Source organism: Reyranella sp. (assembly GCF_044224635.1).
Lineage (GTDB): Bacteria > Pseudomonadota > Alphaproteobacteria > Reyranellales > Reyranellaceae > Reyranella.
Genome location: NZ_JBGAKA010000001.1, coordinates 371,412 through 387,490, shown reverse-complemented (window position 1 = coordinate 387,490; position 16,079 = coordinate 371,412). Strand labels below are relative to the sequence as shown.

General features: G+C 59.6%; 13 protein-coding genes. 9 read left to right on the top strand and 4 right to left on the bottom strand.

Annotation, left to right across the window (positions count from 1 at the left end; all coding sequences use genetic code 11):
* Positions 1 to 816: 816 nt before the first annotated feature.
* Complete coding sequence (locus tag ACILR9_RS01780) at positions 817 to 1,347, bottom strand: c-type cytochrome (RefSeq protein ID WP_395708158.1); 531 nt, start codon at positions 1,345 to 1,347, stop codon at positions 817 to 819.
* A gap of 200 nt (positions 1,348 to 1,547) precedes the next feature.
* On the opposite strand from ACILR9_RS01780, the gene ACILR9_RS01775 reads away from it, so the two are divergent.
* The 7 genes from ACILR9_RS01775 to ACILR9_RS01745 all read left to right on the top strand — a co-directional run bounded on the left by ACILR9_RS01775 (position 1,548) and on the right by ACILR9_RS01745 (position 10,019).
* Positions 1,548 to 1,883 (top strand): hypothetical protein, encoded by a 336-nt coding sequence (locus tag ACILR9_RS01775; RefSeq protein WP_395708157.1) that lies wholly within the window; start codon positions 1,548 to 1,550, stop codon positions 1,881 to 1,883.
* A gap of 511 nt (positions 1,884 to 2,394) precedes the next feature.
* The gene (locus ACILR9_RS01770) at positions 2,395 to 3,663 is read left to right on the top strand and encodes a TolC family protein (protein ID WP_395708156.1); all 1,269 of its coding nucleotides are present in this window, start codon (positions 2,395 to 2,397) and stop codon (positions 3,661 to 3,663) included.
* On the top strand, positions 3,660 to 4,643 hold the full coding sequence (gene ihpB, locus ACILR9_RS01765) for a divalent metal ion exporter adaptor subunit IhpB (protein WP_395708155.1): 984 nt from the start codon (positions 3,660 to 3,662) through the stop codon (positions 4,641 to 4,643). The genes ACILR9_RS01770 and ihpB overlap by 4 nt, the downstream gene beginning before the upstream one ends.
* Before the next feature lie 3 nt (positions 4,644 to 4,646).
* On the top strand, positions 4,647 to 7,835 hold the full coding sequence (locus ACILR9_RS01760; protein ID WP_395708154.1) for an efflux RND transporter permease subunit: 3,189 nt from the start codon (positions 4,647 to 4,649) through the stop codon (positions 7,833 to 7,835).
* On the top strand, positions 7,835 to 8,206 hold the full coding sequence (locus ACILR9_RS01755; RefSeq protein ID WP_395708153.1) for a hypothetical protein: 372 nt from the start codon (positions 7,835 to 7,837) through the stop codon (positions 8,204 to 8,206). The genes ACILR9_RS01760 and ACILR9_RS01755 overlap by 1 nt, the downstream gene beginning before the upstream one ends.
* A 176-nt stretch (positions 8,207 to 8,382) precedes the next feature.
* On the top strand, positions 8,383 to 9,585 hold the full coding sequence (locus tag ACILR9_RS01750) for an adenylate/guanylate cyclase domain-containing protein (protein ID WP_395708152.1): 1,203 nt from the start codon (positions 8,383 to 8,385) through the stop codon (positions 9,583 to 9,585).
* Positions 9,582 to 10,019, top strand: coding sequence for a hypothetical protein (locus ACILR9_RS01745; RefSeq protein WP_395708151.1), 438 nt, complete (start codon positions 9,582 to 9,584; stop codon positions 10,017 to 10,019). Before ACILR9_RS01750 ends, ACILR9_RS01745 begins: the two co-directional genes overlap by 4 nt.
* Before the next feature lie 42 nt (positions 10,020 to 10,061).
* On the opposite strand, the gene ACILR9_RS01740 is transcribed toward ACILR9_RS01745, so the two are convergent.
* A complete protein-coding gene (locus tag ACILR9_RS01740) occupies positions 10,062 to 11,600 on the bottom strand; it encodes a hypothetical protein (RefSeq protein ID WP_395708150.1) in 1,539 nt (512 codons plus the stop codon).
* Positions 11,601 to 11,983: 383 nt separating this feature from the next.
* On the opposite strand from ACILR9_RS01740, the gene ACILR9_RS01735 reads away from it, so the two are divergent.
* Positions 11,984 to 12,310: an H-NS family nucleoid-associated regulatory protein gene (locus ACILR9_RS01735; RefSeq protein ID WP_395708149.1), complete on the top strand. Its 327-nt coding sequence runs from the start codon at positions 11,984 to 11,986 to the stop codon at positions 12,308 to 12,310.
* A 32-nt stretch (positions 12,311 to 12,342) separates the two neighbouring features.
* Entirely contained in the window at positions 12,343 to 12,924 is a 582-nt protein-coding gene (locus ACILR9_RS01730; protein WP_395708148.1) for a hypothetical protein, read from the top strand.
* Between the two features lie 365 nt (positions 12,925 to 13,289).
* On the opposite strand, the gene ACILR9_RS01725 is transcribed toward ACILR9_RS01730, so the two are convergent.
* Complete coding sequence (locus ACILR9_RS01725; RefSeq protein ID WP_395708147.1) at positions 13,290 to 14,015, bottom strand: hypothetical protein; 726 nt, start codon at positions 14,013 to 14,015, stop codon at positions 13,290 to 13,292.
* A gap of 432 nt (positions 14,016 to 14,447) precedes the next feature.
* Entirely contained in the window at positions 14,448 to 16,001 is a 1,554-nt protein-coding gene (locus ACILR9_RS01720; RefSeq protein ID WP_395708146.1) for a hypothetical protein, read from the bottom strand.
* Positions 16,002 to 16,079 lie beyond the last annotated feature (78 nt).

Here is a 16,079-nt window from a genome sequence, read left to right as displayed (position 1 = left end):
CTCGAAGGGATATGTCCCCAAGCCGCAGCTCAAGCCGTAGGCGCTACCGCCGCGAGGGCAATAGTCGCCAATCTCGATGAATGATTTGATCGTGCTTGGATGCTGCATTGCGGAATCCTCGTCAGTTGCGACGAGCGTCCGCTTGCGTTTGCAGCCTCAACTCGCCTTCAACCCCACTTTCAGCGCCAAAGAGCTTCGCTCTCGGCGCGAGTTAGGCGAATGACGGTGGTCCGCGGGGCTCGTAGGGCGCTGCCAATCCAGTGCGAATGATCGGCGGCGCATGAGACGGAGGAGGCGGAGCTGCCAAAGGTCCATTGGGCAGACTGTAGGGTGGTTCAGCCACAGCGTCTGACGTCGAGAGCAATGTTGCTCTCGCCTTGTCATAGACACTGTTGTCGCAGAGGCGACATTGCACATGCTTGCCGTCTAAGGGAGCGCTCGACAGCACAATCCCGCGCGAGCCAGCGGGTGAAACAACCGCGCTTTCGGGGTCCGATATCGATGCAACGCCACCCGGCACAAGCCCAATGAGGCCCGACACGACGATCATGATGAGCGTCAATGCAGGAAGGAGCCGGCGAAATACTCCAATGCGATCGGTGGTGATCACGCGATTAATCATTGAGCTGTGGCATAGCCATAAAGCCGTGCCGGTGCGGCCTTGGCAACAAAATTTTCATTGCACTATGTGTTCGCACCAAGGCCGCAACCGATTGCTCTAACTGTAATGCTATTACGTTGTTGAAAGATCGTCTTCAGGAACTCATTGCCGATTGGTCGCGCGAACTCCAGCGTCAACGCCCTGTCCTCAAGCATTTAGTGCACCTGGGTGACCCAGAATGCGAGGCTTCGCCGCGCATGTTTGGCGCGCATTTCCGGAGTCCAATGGCTTTCGACATAAGCCAAAGCCGCCGCGATCTCCTCGTCCGTCAGTTCTCGGGCGAACGCCGGCATTTGTGTGTTGTAGCCAGCAGGATAGGCGCTCGCTCCCCGCTTGGTGATTGCGAACAGAAGGCGATCGGAGAGCCGCCAGGCGCGCCCTGAAGCATTGAGAGGAGGGGCCGGCAAGTGCCCTTCGGGTAGACGTGTTTGCCAGTTCTGCTGACCTTCAAGCGAAGCGCCGTGGCAGCTGACGCAGGCTTTGGCGTAAACCTGCTGACCGAACTGAACCTGTGCCACATCATTCGAATCTATTCTGGGATGAGCCATCCGGCCTAAGGCGAAATGGAAAAGCAGCCCTGCGGTGGCGAGCAGCCCGATGCCGATAAGCCAGGCGATGGCTCTCGATCGCGCGGACTTGCGTTGTCGAATTGATGATTTGCGACGTGAACGCGCTCGCGGGGCCATGCGGCTCTCTTGGTAACGAGTCGGTTGATCGACGCCGACTTAGCAGCGGCTGGCCGTCGAAACAACGCGCCGATCATCATCAGGGATCAAGATAGCCGCAAAGGTCGAGTAAGCGCGCGCATTCGTCTCTATTGCGATTTCTTGCCACACGCCGAGCTCGAGTCCACACTAGGGTCAAGATGTTTGCCTGGAGGTTCGTGGTGAAGACAGTGTTATGCGCCGGATTACTGCTGTTGCTGGGCGGCTGTGGCACGGTCGTTTCTATGGGCGCCCAGACCTCTGACGGTGAACAGTTCGTTGGGTCATTGACCGGCCAGGGGCGTGACTACGGCCCCATCGACATGCGCAACAGCAGCGGCGTCGAATGCAGCGGGATCTGGCATATGGACCCTCAAGGTACCGGCTCAGTGTCTCTCAATTGCTCTGATGGGCGCACAGGTACGGCCGAGCTCACCGCCGATGACGCAGCCGGTACGATGAAGGGGCTGTTGGGGGACAAGCCTTTCTCCGGGACCTTCCAGCGATCGCCTTTGTGAGAGCTCCCGTTGGGTAAAATTGTCGCGAAGTCGCCATCGTGATAGTGTAACGTGCTCTTCGTAGACCACATGTGGGCGGCGAGAGCATCGCGCTGACTGATAGGGTTGTTCAGTTGAGACTAGTGCAAATTCTGGGGGGCAGGCGCATCGTGCAGTTCTTCTGCGCGCTCGCGATTGCCATGACCAGTGTCATGCACTTGGACGTGAACTTCGCGTCGGTATCCGGCAATCTCGCATTCTCAGCGACGCAAGACGACGGCCAGACGGCGAACGAGCAACTCGGTCTTGAGAGCTGCAATTTCTGCTCCGGAACCGCGGCCTTTCAGAACGTCGTGACATCGGCGGACTGGGAACCCGTTCGTCAGGCAGTACCGTCCGGTCCGGCGCGTCGTCTCGCTACCGTTAGCCTACCGCCAACCGCACCACCCCCCAGGTCCTGATCTAAGCCCGCTTCTTGTCGATCGGCGAACCCGCCGATCGGCCGTCTATGGCTTTAGATCGGAATCTAGTCATGAAATTCGGCACCTTGGGTGCGTTCTGTGCGGCCATCGTGTTGGCGCAGGCAGGTCCAGCTTTCTCGCAGCAGGGGCAGGCGAACGCCACGCTGACCTTGCCCAGAGCCTTGCAGCAAGCCGTCAACGCCAATCCGCGCATTACGGTCGCCGAACGCAACATCGGCATGGCTGATGGTCGACGCCAGCAGGCCAAAGCAATGCCCAACCCGACGATCGGCTTCGAAGTCGATAACTTCTCGCCGGGGCCCAGCGACAATGTCAGCGCCGCTGAAACAACGCTCATGCTCAGCCAGCTCATCGAACTGGGCGGCAAACGCGATGCGCGGGTCTCCGCCGCACTCGGCGATTTTGATGCGGCCCGCTGGGAGCGCGAATCCGCCAAACTTGAGGTCCTATCGCAGACGACGTTGGCATTCGTGGACGCAGTCTCGGTGCAGCGACGGATCATTCTGCTCGACCGCCAGGCCGGAGCCCTCGAGCGGCTGGTGCCCTTGATGCAGCGCCGGGTCGAGGCCGGTGCATCGTCACCCTCCGAAGTGTCACGCGTTCAGGCCGCAGTGGGATTGACCCGGCTCGAGCGCGAACGCGCCCGTCTCGCCCTTGCTGTCGCAAAGCGCGAGCTTGCGGCGCTTATGGGCCGGGACGCACCGGACTTCACCACTGTGTCCGGTGACCTGGGGCGTCTCGTGCGTCCAGCACCCTTGGAGACCTTGCTCAAGGCGATCGACGACAATCCGCAGCTCATGCGGTGGACCGCAATCCGCGCCCAGCGCGATGGCGATCTCTTGGTGGCGCGCCTCAAACCCATTCCCGATGTCACCGCCAGCATCGGTTGGCGCTACTACCAGGAGAATGGCGAGAGTGCGATCCGCCTCGGCGTATCGATGCCAATCCCCGTGTTCGATCGCAATCGGGGCGGCATCCGCGAGGCACAGGAGAACTCGCAGAAAGTCCATTCGGAACGCGCAGTAAACCGGCTGGCACTCGTGGCCGTCGTCGCCAAGGCCTACGACACCGCGACCAGCCAGCTCCAGCAACTCGACCTTCTACGGAAGACGATCCTGCCCGCAGCGCGATCGGCACTTGCAACGATCGAAGCGGGATATGGGCAAGGGCGTTTCACGCTCCTTGAGATCCTCGATGCCTACCGGACGGTCGCCGACGCCGAACTCCTGGAACATGACGCACTAACGAGCTTCCACACGGCGGTCGCCACGATCGAGGGCCTTATCGCAACGCCATTCACGCCCGCGAGGACGCGATGAAGAAGCTGTTCAAGTTCATCGGCTACGCCATGGTCGCCATTGTTTGCGCCGCGGCCGTTGGCGCCTCCGCCTACTACGTGTTCGATCCAAAGTTTGCCAACAGCGCGAACAAAGCAGCGAACAAGGGCGAAGGGCACGGCGAGAAGGCGGGAGCTGACGATCACGACGACGGCGTCAAGCTTACCGACGCGCAGGTGGCCGCCGCTGGTATCGAACTCCTCACCGCAGGACCGCGTGAACTGCGCGACATCCTGCGGCTTAACGGCGTTATCCAGCCTAACCAGGAAGCACTCGTGAAGGTGACGCCGCGCTTTCCCGGTGTCATCCGCAGCATGCGCAAGCGCCTCGGCGACAAGGTCAAGAAGGACGAGGTTCTCGCCACCATCGAAAGCAATCAGAGCCTCACGACCTACGAGCTGAAAGCGCCGATCGAAGGCACGGTGATCGATCGCGATGGCACTTTGGGAGAGTTCGCCTCGGAGGCCAAGCCTATCTTCACGATCGCCGACCTATCGACGATGTGGATTGATTTTGCCGTGTATCGCCGCGACTTCGGCCGCGTGCGGCTCGGCGATGGCGTATCCATCGACATCGACGATGGCGGCCCGCCGATCGATGCCAAGATCGATTACCTGTCGCCGATCGGAGCCAGCGACACACAGTCGGCCATAGCGCGCGCTGTCGTACGCAACGATGGGCGGTTACGTCCCGGCCTGTTCGTAATCGGGCGCGTCGTTCTCTCGGCGCGGCCCGTTGATGTGGCCGTCCGGACAAGTGCTCTGCAAACGCTCGAAGGCAAGACTGTGGTGTTCGTCCGCGACGGCGAAAAGTTCGCTCCACGCGAAGTCGAACTCGGCGGGCGGGATGCGGATTGGGTCGAGGTCATGTTCGGCCTCGTCGCCGGCGATGTCTACGCCGCCAAGAACAGCTTCGTTGTCAAAGCGGAAATCGGCAAGAGCGGCGCCGCCCACGAGCACTGACCCATGATCAACCGCATTCTTAGCTTTTCGATCGAAAACCGCTGGCTGGTGATCCTGGCGTCGATCGCCGTTGCCGCGCTTGGCGCCTGGAACTTCACGCGTCTGCCGATCGACGCTGTGCCGGACATCACCAACGTGCAAGTCCAGGTCAACACGGTGGCGCCGGGCTACTCGCCGCTCGAGATCGAACAACGCATCACATTTCCCCTTGAGACCGCGATGGGGGGACTGCCCAAGCTTGAGTACACGCGCTCCCTGTCCCGCTACGGTCTCAGCCAGGTAACGGTGGTCTTCAAGGACGGCACCGACATCTATTTTGCCCGCCAGCTCGTCAACGAACGCATCCAACAGGCCAAGGAAAAGCTGCCGCCTGGCATCGAAACCTCGATGGGGCCTGTCTCCACCGGTCTCGGCGAAATCTACATGTACGCCGTCGAGGCCAAGCCCGACGCCAGGAAGCCGAATGGCGAGCCCTACACGGCAACCGATCTACGGACGATCCAGGACTGGATCATCAAGCCACAGCTGCGCAATGTCCCGGGCATCGTCGAGGTTAATACGATCGGCGGCTACGAGAAGCAGTTTCATGTGCTGCCGGATCCCGCGCGGCTCATGTCCTACAAGCTCACCTTCCGCGACCTCATGGCCGCGTTGACGACGCACAATGCCAATGTCGGGGCGGGCTACATCGAGCGCAACGGTGAGCAGTACCTCGTACGAACGCCAGGTCAGGTAAACAACGTCGAGGAGATCCGCGACATCGTTGTCGGCACCCGCGGCGGCCTGCCCATTCGCATCAGCGACGTGGCCGAAGTCAAGGAAGGCACCGACCTCCGAACGGGTGCAGCCACCCTCGACGGCAAGGAAACCGTGATCGGCACCACCATGCTGCTCATCGGCGACAACAGCCGAACTGCCGCCCAACGCGTCTCCGCCAAGCTCTCCGAGATCGCGAAATCCCTACCGGACGGCGTTGTTGCCCGCGCGATCTACGATCGCACCCGTCTTGTCGAAGCGACGATCTGGACGGTCGAGAAGAACTTGCTCGAAGGCGCGCTCCTGGTCGTTGTGGTCCTGTTCCTGATCCTCGGAAATTTCCGCGCAGCCTTCGTGACCGCCTGCGTCATTCCGCTTGCCATGCTGTTCACCATCACCGGGATGGTGGAAAACCGCATCAGCGCCAATCTCATGAGCCTTGGTGCCATCGATTTCGGCATCATCATCGATGGCGCCGTAATCGTTGTGGAAAACTGCCTGCGGGTGCTGGCCGAAGAACAACACAAACGTGGACGGTTACTCACACGCTCCGAACGTTTTGCTACAATCCTCGGTGCATCCCAGGAAGTTATCAAACCAAGCCTCTTCGGAACGCTGATCATCGGCGTCGTCTACCTTCCCATCCTTACCCTCACCGGCGTGGAGGGGAAGATGTTCACGCCGATGGCGCTGACGGTGCTCCTGGCACTCACGGGTGCCGCAATTCTCTCCATGACGGCAGTTCCGGCAGCAGTCGCTCTTCTGGTTACCGGCCGTGTCGCGGAGAAGGAAAACCTGCTCATGCGAGGTGCCCAACGTCTTTATGCGCCGACGTTGGAGTTCGCGATCCACATGCGCTACGTGATGGTCGGCCTCGCGATCCTCATGGTAGCCGTTACCGGGGTTGCGGCATCGCGCATGGGAGGGGAGTTCATCCCCTCGCTGGATGAAGGCGATATCGCGATGCACGCGTTGCGCATTCCCGGCACCAGCCTGACCCAATCCGTGCAGATGCAGGAAGCCCTTGAGAAGGCCATCAAGGAGTTTCCCGAGGTCAAGGAGATTGCCGCCAAAATCGGAACCGCTGAAGTTGCGACCGATCCCATGCCGCCCAACGTGGCCGACAACTTCATCATGCTGAAGCCCCGGAGTGAATGGCCGGATCCCAAACGCCCCAAGGCCGATCTTGTCGCCGCGATGCAAAAGCGCGTGGCCGAGATCCCCGGCAACAACTACGAGTTCACGCAACCGATCCAGATGCGCTTCAACGAACTGATCTCCGGCGTGCGCAGCGACTTGGGCGTCAAGATCTTCGGTGATGATCTCGACACGCTGTTGTCGATTGCCAACAAGGTGCAGTCGGTCGTGCAGAGCGTACCGGGGGCGGCCGACGTGCGAACCGAACAGGTGAGCGGGCTGCCGATGCTAACAGTCAAGCCCAACCGCGCGGCACTGGCACGCTACGGCATCAGCCTCGCCGAAATGCAGGCGGTGGTAGAGATTGCCGTGGGCGGCAAGGAAGCCGGCCTCGTCTTCGAAGGCGATCGCCGGTTCGACATCGTGATGCGCTTGCCCGAGCACTTGCGGGTCGACGTGGACGCATTGTCCTCGCTACCGATCCCCATTCCGCAACCTGTCGCGGGGACAAGCGAGAACTCCCGCAAGTCTATCGTGCAGACTGGCATCGGGACAGCGGCGCCCTACGTGCCGTTGTCGGCCGTGGCCGAAATCGAAGTCGCTCCGGGGCCGAACCAGATCAGCCGCGAGAACGGCAAGCGCCGCGTGGTCGTGACCGCAAACGTGCGCGACCGGGACCTTGGATCTTTCGTGGCCGAGGTACAGCGCGAGGTCGCAGCCAAGGTCAAGCTTCCGGCGGGTTACTGGATCGGGTGGGGCGGCCAGTTCGAACAGCTCGTAGCCGCGTCGGAGCGCCTCGCCATCGTGGTGCCTGTCGCTCTGTTGCTGATCTTCGTGTTGCTCTGCATGAGTCTCGGGTCAGTCGGCGATGCATTGCTGGTGTTCAGTGGGGTGCCACTCGCGCTTACCGGCGGCGTTGCCGCCTTGGCGTTACGGGATATCCCACTGTCCATCAGCGCCGGCGTCGGCTTCATCGCCTTGTCGGGCGTAGCCGTCCTCAACGGCTTGGTGATTATTTCGTTCATTCAGCGTCTGCGCACAGACGGCATGCCCGTCAGCCAGGCCGTGCGGGAAGGCGCCATGAAACGGCTACGGCCAGTCCTCATGACGGCTTTGGTCGCCTCCCTCGGCTTTGTGCCGATGGCGATCGCAACCGGCGCCGGGGCCGAGGTTCAGCGCCCCCTGGCAACCGTCGTCATTGGCGGCATCGTGTCGTCAACGATCCTCACCCTCGTCGTGCTGCCTGCGCTCTATGTGCTGTTCAACCGAGAAAAGCCTGTTCAACAAGGAGAGAGCTGATGAAGAGAATTCTGGCGGTCATTGCGCTGGTCCTGTGGTCCGGCATAGCCGCCGCCCAACACAGCCACGGCAATGTTAAGGGGCCCAATGGTGGGCCCATGCACGACGTTGCCGGCGTACATGCCGAACTCGTCATGTCGGGCAACGTTCTGACCATCAACCTGTTCGATGAGGCCAATAAGCCTGTCTCCTCGAAAGGCTTCAGCGGTTCGGTGCTGCTCGTATCGGGAAACGCGCGCGAGACCATCCAACTCGCCGTGTCAGGCGACGCCGCACTCAAGGGAGAAGCAAAAGCCCCGATCGCGTCCGGAGCCCAGGTCACGCTGGTCCTCAAGAACGCGGCGGGCAAGTCGGGTCAGGTGAAGTTCTGATCAATGGATCTCTCACTGGAACATTTTCGGCCGAGCGCAGCGCTCGGCCGACAGAGTCAATATTTCCGATGCGACGCATACCGGTGCTCGGACTGACCACGCAAACGTCTTCCCTGAGTGACACTCAGCGGCGTTGGCGTGTTGAGAGGCGATCAGCCTGGCTGAGGCTCATCGTCTTGGCCATCCTCGCTGTCAATCTTGCCTTAGCACCCAATCACGAGAACTTTCTCATCCACGCCAACGTAGTCATCGGGTACGCACTCGTGACGACGTTGGCACTTGCGCTAGCCGCCATGAAGCGAGGACCGCATTGGCTGGCAGCGGCTCTCGTGACGATCGACGCGATCCTTGTGGTCGCTCTCTTTCATGAACATCTGTTCACATCCGCCAGTGGCCTCGACCACAGCCTGACCGCACCTTCGCTTGCAGTTGGCTTCGTGCTGCTTACGCATGTCGCCTTGCGGCTTAACCCGCGCCTCATTCTCTTGTTTGCCACCGTAGTCATTCTGGGATGGCTGGCGCTATTGACAGTTGCGGTCGACGCCCACATCGCCAAGGGAGCCGGTAGCGAACTCGATTGGAAGCTGTTTTGGGTAGAAGCGGGCCTCGCTACCACCTTCGGCTTCGCCGCTTTCGTTTGCTGCCTGGTCACACACGACCACAATGTCCTGTTACGCAACGCCGTCGCGACTGAACGCAGCCGGGCTAACCTGAGCCGATTTTTCTCGCCGAACGTGCTTTCGCAACTGCAACAGACGGGGGAGTCACTCGAGCTCGCCCGTCGCCAGGTCATCGTCATGTTCGTCGACTTGCGCTCCTTCACGCGGTTCGGCGAAGTGGCGTCGCCCGAGGAGGTTGCCGAACTCCTTGCAGAGTACCGTCAGCTCGTGACGTCCGCCGTGTTCGCGCATGGCGGCACAGTCGACAAGTTCATCGGCGACGGCGTGATGGCGGTATTTGGCCAGCCCTGGAGTGGCTCTGACGATGTTGAGCGGGCGCTCACATGCGCCATGTCGCTTGCACGTTCGCTGGAGCAATGGGCTGACGACCGCCAGCGCAACGGCAAGCATGCGCTCCGGGCCGGGATTGGTCTGCATGCAGGGACAGCCGTTGGCGGGATTCTCCGCAGTGGCAGCCATGCGGAGTTCACCTTGTTCGGCGACGTCGTCAATGTCGCTGAACGGCTGGAACGCCTGTGCAAAGAGTTCGATGCCACGCTGGTCACTTCCGACGCCGTAATGGCGCGCTTGCCGTCCGCCCGAAGTCTCGACGGATGGCATTGGAAGGAGGACGTTGCGCTGGAGGGCCGCGCCGGCCGTCTGCGTATAGCCTATCGGCCGCGCCGCCATGCCGATGAAGGTGAAATACCCAGTACATGAGAGCGCCGCCACTTGTCGATCCGCGCAAGTGCACCATTGCCCTTGATGCCGGTGTTCTCACCCGCAAAGGCTGGGTGCGAACCAGACTCGCCGGACGCTTTCGGACGCTAAGGGCGGCAGGCGCCTTTCGGGTCGTCATGGTAGGTGGCGGGAGTGACGAAAAGAAGTTTACTGGGGGCACCGCTGGCGCTCCGCCTGATCTTCAAGAAGTCCTTCTGGAAGTGCTTCATGAACTGTTGCAAGGGCGTCGTCTCGAGGACGATTGTCCGCGTCCGTTCGACCAACTGGACCCGCGAACAAGCTACTTTGTGACCGACGACTATCGGGTTCTGCAAAACCGCAATGTCTTCCTCGAAGAGGAACCGTCGCTCATTGCTGTCACTCTCGAAGAATTCTTCGAGATCTACCAGCGCTGGGTGAACTGGAATTCCTGATCGCTGTTTTCGTCGAGCCGACGGAGAGGCGGTACTCTAGCCTCAAAATGTGCGCCGGATGTCCAAGGGCTGAGGTGGCTGAAGTGGTTGAAGTGGTTGATTTGGTTGTGCCGGTTGAGTGGGTTGTGGCGGTTGAACTGGTGTCGGCGGCTTAGGCGGTTTCGGCTCCTCGCTTGCTCGAGGGAGCGGCGCTTTGCGCTTCTTCACGCGCTCTTCAAAGGCGGCAAGGGCACGATCAACAGGCAATGTTAATGCCAGCCCTTGAAACTCACTTGCCGAACTCGTCTCGCTTAGAGCCGTCCAAAGCGCTCTCCATTGCTGGAATTTTTCGCCTGAGGCCTTATCAACCATATCTCGAAACGCTTTTTGATCCCGAAGTTGAATGTAGCTAACGAGCAGTTTTATGGCTTGATCAGATTCCAGCGCCGTGGGCGAGTCCTTCTGTAGAATCCTGCGGATAGCGGCACGTGCGGGATCATAGACATCCGGGCGGCTATAAGGAACCAGGCCACCTGTTTCAACGTCCCGCAATGCGTTTACGGCCTGAACCTTTAGCGCGGATTCGGTTCGTTGAGCCAATACGAGCACCGAGATAGTATGATTTCGCGGCACCATTGTGAAGCCAGCTGACGGTTGCTGTGGCGCGCCCAAGCGAACCTTGATCACATTGTCGGTTGCTCGTGACACCGTCATTGTCGCGTTCAAGTCAGTGCCCGAGATAGATCTTAACTTGTCCCTAGTTGACGATGCTGACCCGGATATTGCCGTTCCGCCCCCGGTAATAGCCGACAACGCGGTCGCGACCTGAGTCAGAAGCTGCGAACTGCGCGCGGATCGAGTGCCCTCAATACTATCGGTGACAAAGAGCGGCACAACAGTTGGAAGCTTTAGCTCCGCAGAGTCATCGTTTGGAAAAAAGCCTATGCTGACGTACGCGTCGTAAGGCTGGTTTCTAGCAAATGGCTGCAAACTCACGTTGAGACGAACAATGTATGCAAAAAGATTGGAACTGTCTTCGACATGGTCGAGATAGGCTTCGAGCAGCCGGACCTCTTGAAATAGCGCCGTCGCTACATTGTATTGAAGAATAGGCTCGCTTGTCGTTGGCCGCTTCTCAGATTTTTCACTTGTTAGTATAGCATCCTTGACAGTCGCCTCACTCAGACCGGCCTTGGATTGATCGGGCTTTGGTGCTTCGCCAGGCTTTTGCTCCGTTTTCGACTTTCCGCTGGTGCTAAAATTGCCGTTTGTCTCCGTTGTCTCTCGGCTGCCCGTAGTGACAGTGGAGCCAAAACCAACCCCCAACGCAGCAGTGAACGCCTGAAGTGCCCGCTCCTCGTAGTAAGCCGTCGGCGGTAGGACTTTTTGCAGCGCGTTCTCAGCAGTTAGATCAAACTTAGGCTTAAGCGTAGTTCTGACCTCGTCGAAGGGAATGGTAGCCACGAGCGATAGGTGATAACTTCCGGCGTCTGCCAAAGAGCTCGCGCGCCTCGGCTCATACAGGGAGTCTCCGCAGGCAGTAGAGAGGACCACAAGTGTGAAGGATGCCAGACAGTACATGGCATTCGACTTGAGCCACATGGATCCCCACCCCATTCCATGGTCGTACTCGACATCCTACCACTACTTTCAGGGGAAGCCGAGTTCAATTTGACTAGCGCCTGTGGGTTGTATGCGGTCATGTTCACTGGTGGGTTGATCCTCCCTGGCGCGCTTCGCGCTTTCAGGACCCGTCTCCTGGCAACCTAAGGGAAGAGCATTGCGGCCAGAACTCACGTAGAAGAATGATCAGGTAGGGCGGGCAGCGGGTGGAGGCGGGCATTGCAGCGACAGCAGCTGAATGACACGGTCACTTTCTGGAGCCTGCAAAACTCTAAAACCGAGTCGAATTGATGGTTGACAGCAGCAAGATGGAATAGGCATTTGTTCCAGCGCTACGCCAATTAAAGAAGGAGTCTTGACTCATGCCTAGGCGCGCTTCTTTGACGCTGCTCGAAGCGAAGATCCGGGAACTCCAGGCGAAAGCTGAGGCGCTCAAGAATGTTGAGAAGCCCGGGGTGAAGCAACTCAAGGACGTTATCAAGCGGTACAAACTGTCCACCGCAGACATTGCGGAGGCTCTGGGCAGTCACAGCGCTGGACGCGGCAGCGCAATGAGGGGTGTCAAGGTGAAGCCAAAGTACCGGAACCCTGCCGATCGCACCGAGACATGGACGGGCAGGGGCTTACGCCCGAGATGGCTCGTCGCGGCGATGAAGGGCGGGAAGAAGCTCGAGGATTTTGCGATCTAGCACCACGCCGCGCTAGAAGAGAAAGGCTCGGTATGAGTGTCGCGAACTTCCTGACGGCCCGCTTCAAGGGAACGTGGACCGAAGAATATCATCTTGGGCTCTGGGAGCAGTACTCACGGTCAGGGCTGGCTGATCCGCATTTCGAGAAAGAGATCACCAGCAATGACGACCGGAGAATGTGGCAGCGCATTTGGGAAATGATCGTCTTTCGGCTTTTGGTCGAAAGCGGCCATGCTCCTACATCTGCCGCAAGGGGGCCCGACTTCTGCTTCTCGATAGGTGATCGCAGAGTCTTTATCGAGTGTACGGCACCCGAACCAACAGGCTTGCCTCCTGAGTGGCTCGAGCCGGTCGACTGGTCGACAATCAAGACCGAAGTGTCGTCAGTCCCCTTCGCAGAGATCCTGTTGCGCTGGACTGCAGCAATTAAAGAGAAATATGATAAGCTCGAAGGCCCGGTGGACAGGCAAACGGGACGTCGACGTCGCTCGCATGGCTACCGAGGCCAAGGAATTGTCCGCGACAATGATTGCTATGTCATCGCCATTGATGGCCGCATGCTGTGCGAAGTCGAAACATCACCGAGGGAAACTCTCGATTTCCGTTTGCCGTAGAAGCAGTCCTTCCTATAGGGCCTGTCGGCTTTCCAATTACGAGTGAGGGGAAGATCGACGGACGGGGCAAGCATACGCTCCGCTTTTCTATAGAAAAGCGGAATAAATCCGACGTACCAACCGACAGTTTCTTGAATCCAGACTATGCGGGGGTGAGCGCAGTAATTGGATGTACATCTGAATGGGCCTGGCGTCCAGGCTTCAAAGTCGCCATCGCGCACAATCCGCTAGCGCGGGCAGCCCTTCCGTTGAAGATCTTCGGTGCGAAAGGCGACGACTATGCCGCAATACCTACTGCACCCGATGAGTACGAACTTGCTTTGCAAGGGTAACAACATCGCGAGCACTACGCCCTCTTCTTTGCCCTAGAGGCCTCTCGAGGTCGCCCGCCGGTGGTTCCGGTGAGGGCTGTCTTCGCTTTGTTCCGCAAATATGTCGATGGGCGTGGCGCTGCACTGTGGACAGTGCCACATGTTGTCGGCCATCTGCGCGCCGCTGAATGCGCCATCGCAGTGAAGGCAATGCCACTCATTCGAAATCGCTTTTGACAGCGGGTGCTGCGCCCGACCCTCCTGGTCCGGCTTCGTCGAGCGGCGAGGCCAGTCTACCGCGATGCGAGCCCGAAGTCGGTCTGCAGCTTCGTGGCAGATCGTGAGTGCTTTAGCCTTGAATTCAGAGTCCAGGATTGGATTGTTGTCGCTGTGGTCGTAGATCTCAATCACGGGACTGTCGGAAGGGGCATGCTCCAGCAATATGCACCATCCGTTTCCTGCCATGAGCACCTCGAAATCTATCTCCAGCGAGTAAGGATGCCCGTCAATGGTGCCATGTTCCTTGACGCCAAGCCCAATGCCCAGGAGAGGAATGCCCATCACGTCGGCGTCGGGCTGGGCTTTTGAATGCACGAATTCGTTGAGCACCGCCGGATCCGGACGCCAGCCTTTCGCCCATGCGGCGGTCAAAGCATTCCAATGCGCGTGCCGCAATTGGCGTGCGATCACATCGAGCGCCGTGTGATGGGCAATCCGGTTCCTCCGCGCCAGGCGTTTGGCAATGGTCTTCAGAATTTGCAGGTCGTTGTGGTGCGTCATGGCCCAGTCCTTCGATGCACAGACCGATCGTGTGCCCACTGCCAATCAAGTCCGCCCAAAGCAGGGCAGCATGAAAGTTGTTCCGAAAGAGCACCGCATGGCTTCGCGTGGTGGGCACACCGGCCTGTGCTTGGAGGCCAAGGTCGAGAGTAGTAGAACCGTTGGCGAGGTCAAGCCGGCTTCTTTTGCACACGAGACCAGCCTGCCATCGGGCTATGCCGTCTGGCGACGGAGGCGGCGGCCGGTTCGGAGATGGGTCACCAAACTCCTGATGGCTCACTCAGGCGCGTCTGGCTGCGCCGGGCCGGGCCGAAGGGCCGGCGGCCCCAGTGAGGTAATACTCCGGGTGGGAAGCGGCGGATCTGTTCTGCGGAGGGGCTTTTGGACGCTGCTCCCGCGGCACGGTTCGTTGCTCATGAGGGGAAACGCGCCTCACCCACGTCCCGGGGACGTCATTGTGATCTTGCTTGGATCGATGAGCAGCTTGAGGTTGGAGGCGGCAGCCTGGTCTAGTCCGTACTCTTCAAGGTCGGCGACTTTCGGCCGAACATCCAGAGCTTCAAAGTGCGTTGACCTGTACGCCCACACCGGATCAGCGGATTTCTCGAACAGGACTTTCGCGCTGAAGGTGATACTGGTGTCAGCAAACGCTGCGTTGTTGTAATACAGCCCCTCCAGAGGAAGCGATGTCCCTTCGATATCGAGGAAGGGGAACTCAAAGCGGGCTTCCGACTTGGGATTCAGAAGGATGTCCACGGTCATCCGTGCTTCATTTGCCTCCCAAAACGCATCGAACTTGAATCTCGCGTTGGAGCGCAGGCCGGCATTTGTGAGAAGGCGCAGCCACCCATCCGCAAAGGCTGAGAAAAGTGGCAGTTCATCGAGGTACGGTCCCGTGATGGGTTGATCCACAGGGAAGGTAATCGAGCGAATTCGGTCGTTTCCAGCGATTGTCAGGCTTGCGCGCCCTGCGGTCATGAGCGTGAGCGCGCGAAGCAGCTCCGCCCACTCCTCCAAAGTACGTTCCATGTCATCGATGGCGTCGACGCATTCGAATTTAAGCGCCGGTGGGGTCAAGCGCATGATGAAGTCCGAAGAGCGGACGAGAAGCTCTGTTTGATACGGCGCGGCCATCGGTGGTCCGATGAACATTTGAGCGTCAAACCGCGCCGCCCGCCCGAAGCTCGGTCCGCGAATTGTGATCTCGCAGGGGCCTATAGTAGGCGGCGTTAGACGCAACTCTTCAATGTCGTCGAACAGCGTCCCTTGATAGGGCAGGCGTATACCGAACCGGTTGTCGAACACACGAAGGCGCTCCGGTTTCAACGGCGCGAGGCCGAGCAGCAGGTTGCTGAAGTGCTCCGGACCCTCGATCTTGAGAAGCATTTCGGCCTCAAACTGGCCGTTCTCATAACCAAGTTCAGCAAGCTGCCGCTGTTTCTCGATCGTGTAGGCGTTTGGATTGTTTCCGCAGGCCGTGATCAGCGCCGCTAGCAGACCGGCGGCAGTCGGTTCAAAGCGCTGCCCGACTTTCTCATAGTCGTAGCTGATATCGGTGTGGTTGATGTCGTGAGCGCTGCGAGCCTCGGCCAGTCTCAACCGCTTGAGCACACGAGCCAGCTCCTTCCCAATGAGATGGACGAGATAAGCTGATTGAAGTTCGCCGTCTCCCCGCAGCCGAAACACGACGATGAGGGCCGCGTGGGGATCCTTGGCCAACCGGTCTATGGCGGACAGGCTGAGACGGATGCGATTGCCGGTGCGGCCGAGCGTCGACTTCAACTGTACCCGGGCGGCATTGATGGGGCGCTGGTCGAGAGGTAGCGACGGCCGGCCGCTCAATTCCATCGGGAATTCGACGATAAAATCCCAGCCCATGACGTCGGTGGCGCTCTTGTTGCAGTAGAGACCCGCGCGCTCACAGAGCGCTTCGAACTCTCGCTCGCCGATGCGACCAATGCGATCGGGGTCTAGCTCGTTTTCCATTCAGCTCTCTCGCTCTGAACCTCGATCCTCGAACGTGTGGCAGGATATGCGCGGCGTCGTGGACCCGATGAATCGCCG

Coding starts and splice junctions, on each gene's coding strand:
- ACILR9_RS01780 (WP_395708158.1), bottom strand. CDS start 1,347: ATGGCCCCGCGAGCGCGTTCACGTCGCAAATCATCAATTCGACAACGC.
- ACILR9_RS01770 (WP_395708156.1), top strand. CDS start 2,395: ATGAAATTCGGCACCTTGGGTGCGTTCTGTGCGGCCATCGTGTTGGCG.
- ihpB (WP_395708155.1), top strand. CDS start 3,660: ATGAAGAAGCTGTTCAAGTTCATCGGCTACGCCATGGTCGCCATTGTT.
- ACILR9_RS01760 (WP_395708154.1), top strand. CDS start 4,647: ATGATCAACCGCATTCTTAGCTTTTCGATCGAAAACCGCTGGCTGGTG.
- ACILR9_RS01755 (WP_395708153.1), top strand. CDS start 7,835: ATGAAGAGAATTCTGGCGGTCATTGCGCTGGTCCTGTGGTCCGGCATA.
- ACILR9_RS01745 (WP_395708151.1), top strand. CDS start 9,582: ATGAGAGCGCCGCCACTTGTCGATCCGCGCAAGTGCACCATTGCCCTT.
- ACILR9_RS01740 (WP_395708150.1), bottom strand. CDS start 11,600: ATGTGGCTCAAGTCGAATGCCATGTACTGTCTGGCATCCTTCACACTT.
- ACILR9_RS01735 (WP_395708149.1), top strand. CDS start 11,984: ATGCCTAGGCGCGCTTCTTTGACGCTGCTCGAAGCGAAGATCCGGGAA.
- ACILR9_RS01730 (WP_395708148.1), top strand. CDS start 12,343: ATGAGTGTCGCGAACTTCCTGACGGCCCGCTTCAAGGGAACGTGGACC.
- ACILR9_RS01725 (WP_395708147.1), bottom strand. CDS start 14,015: ATGACGCACCACAACGACCTGCAAATTCTGAAGACCATTGCCAAACGC.
- ACILR9_RS01720 (WP_395708146.1), bottom strand. CDS start 16,001: ATGGAAAACGAGCTAGACCCCGATCGCATTGGTCGCATCGGCGAGCGA.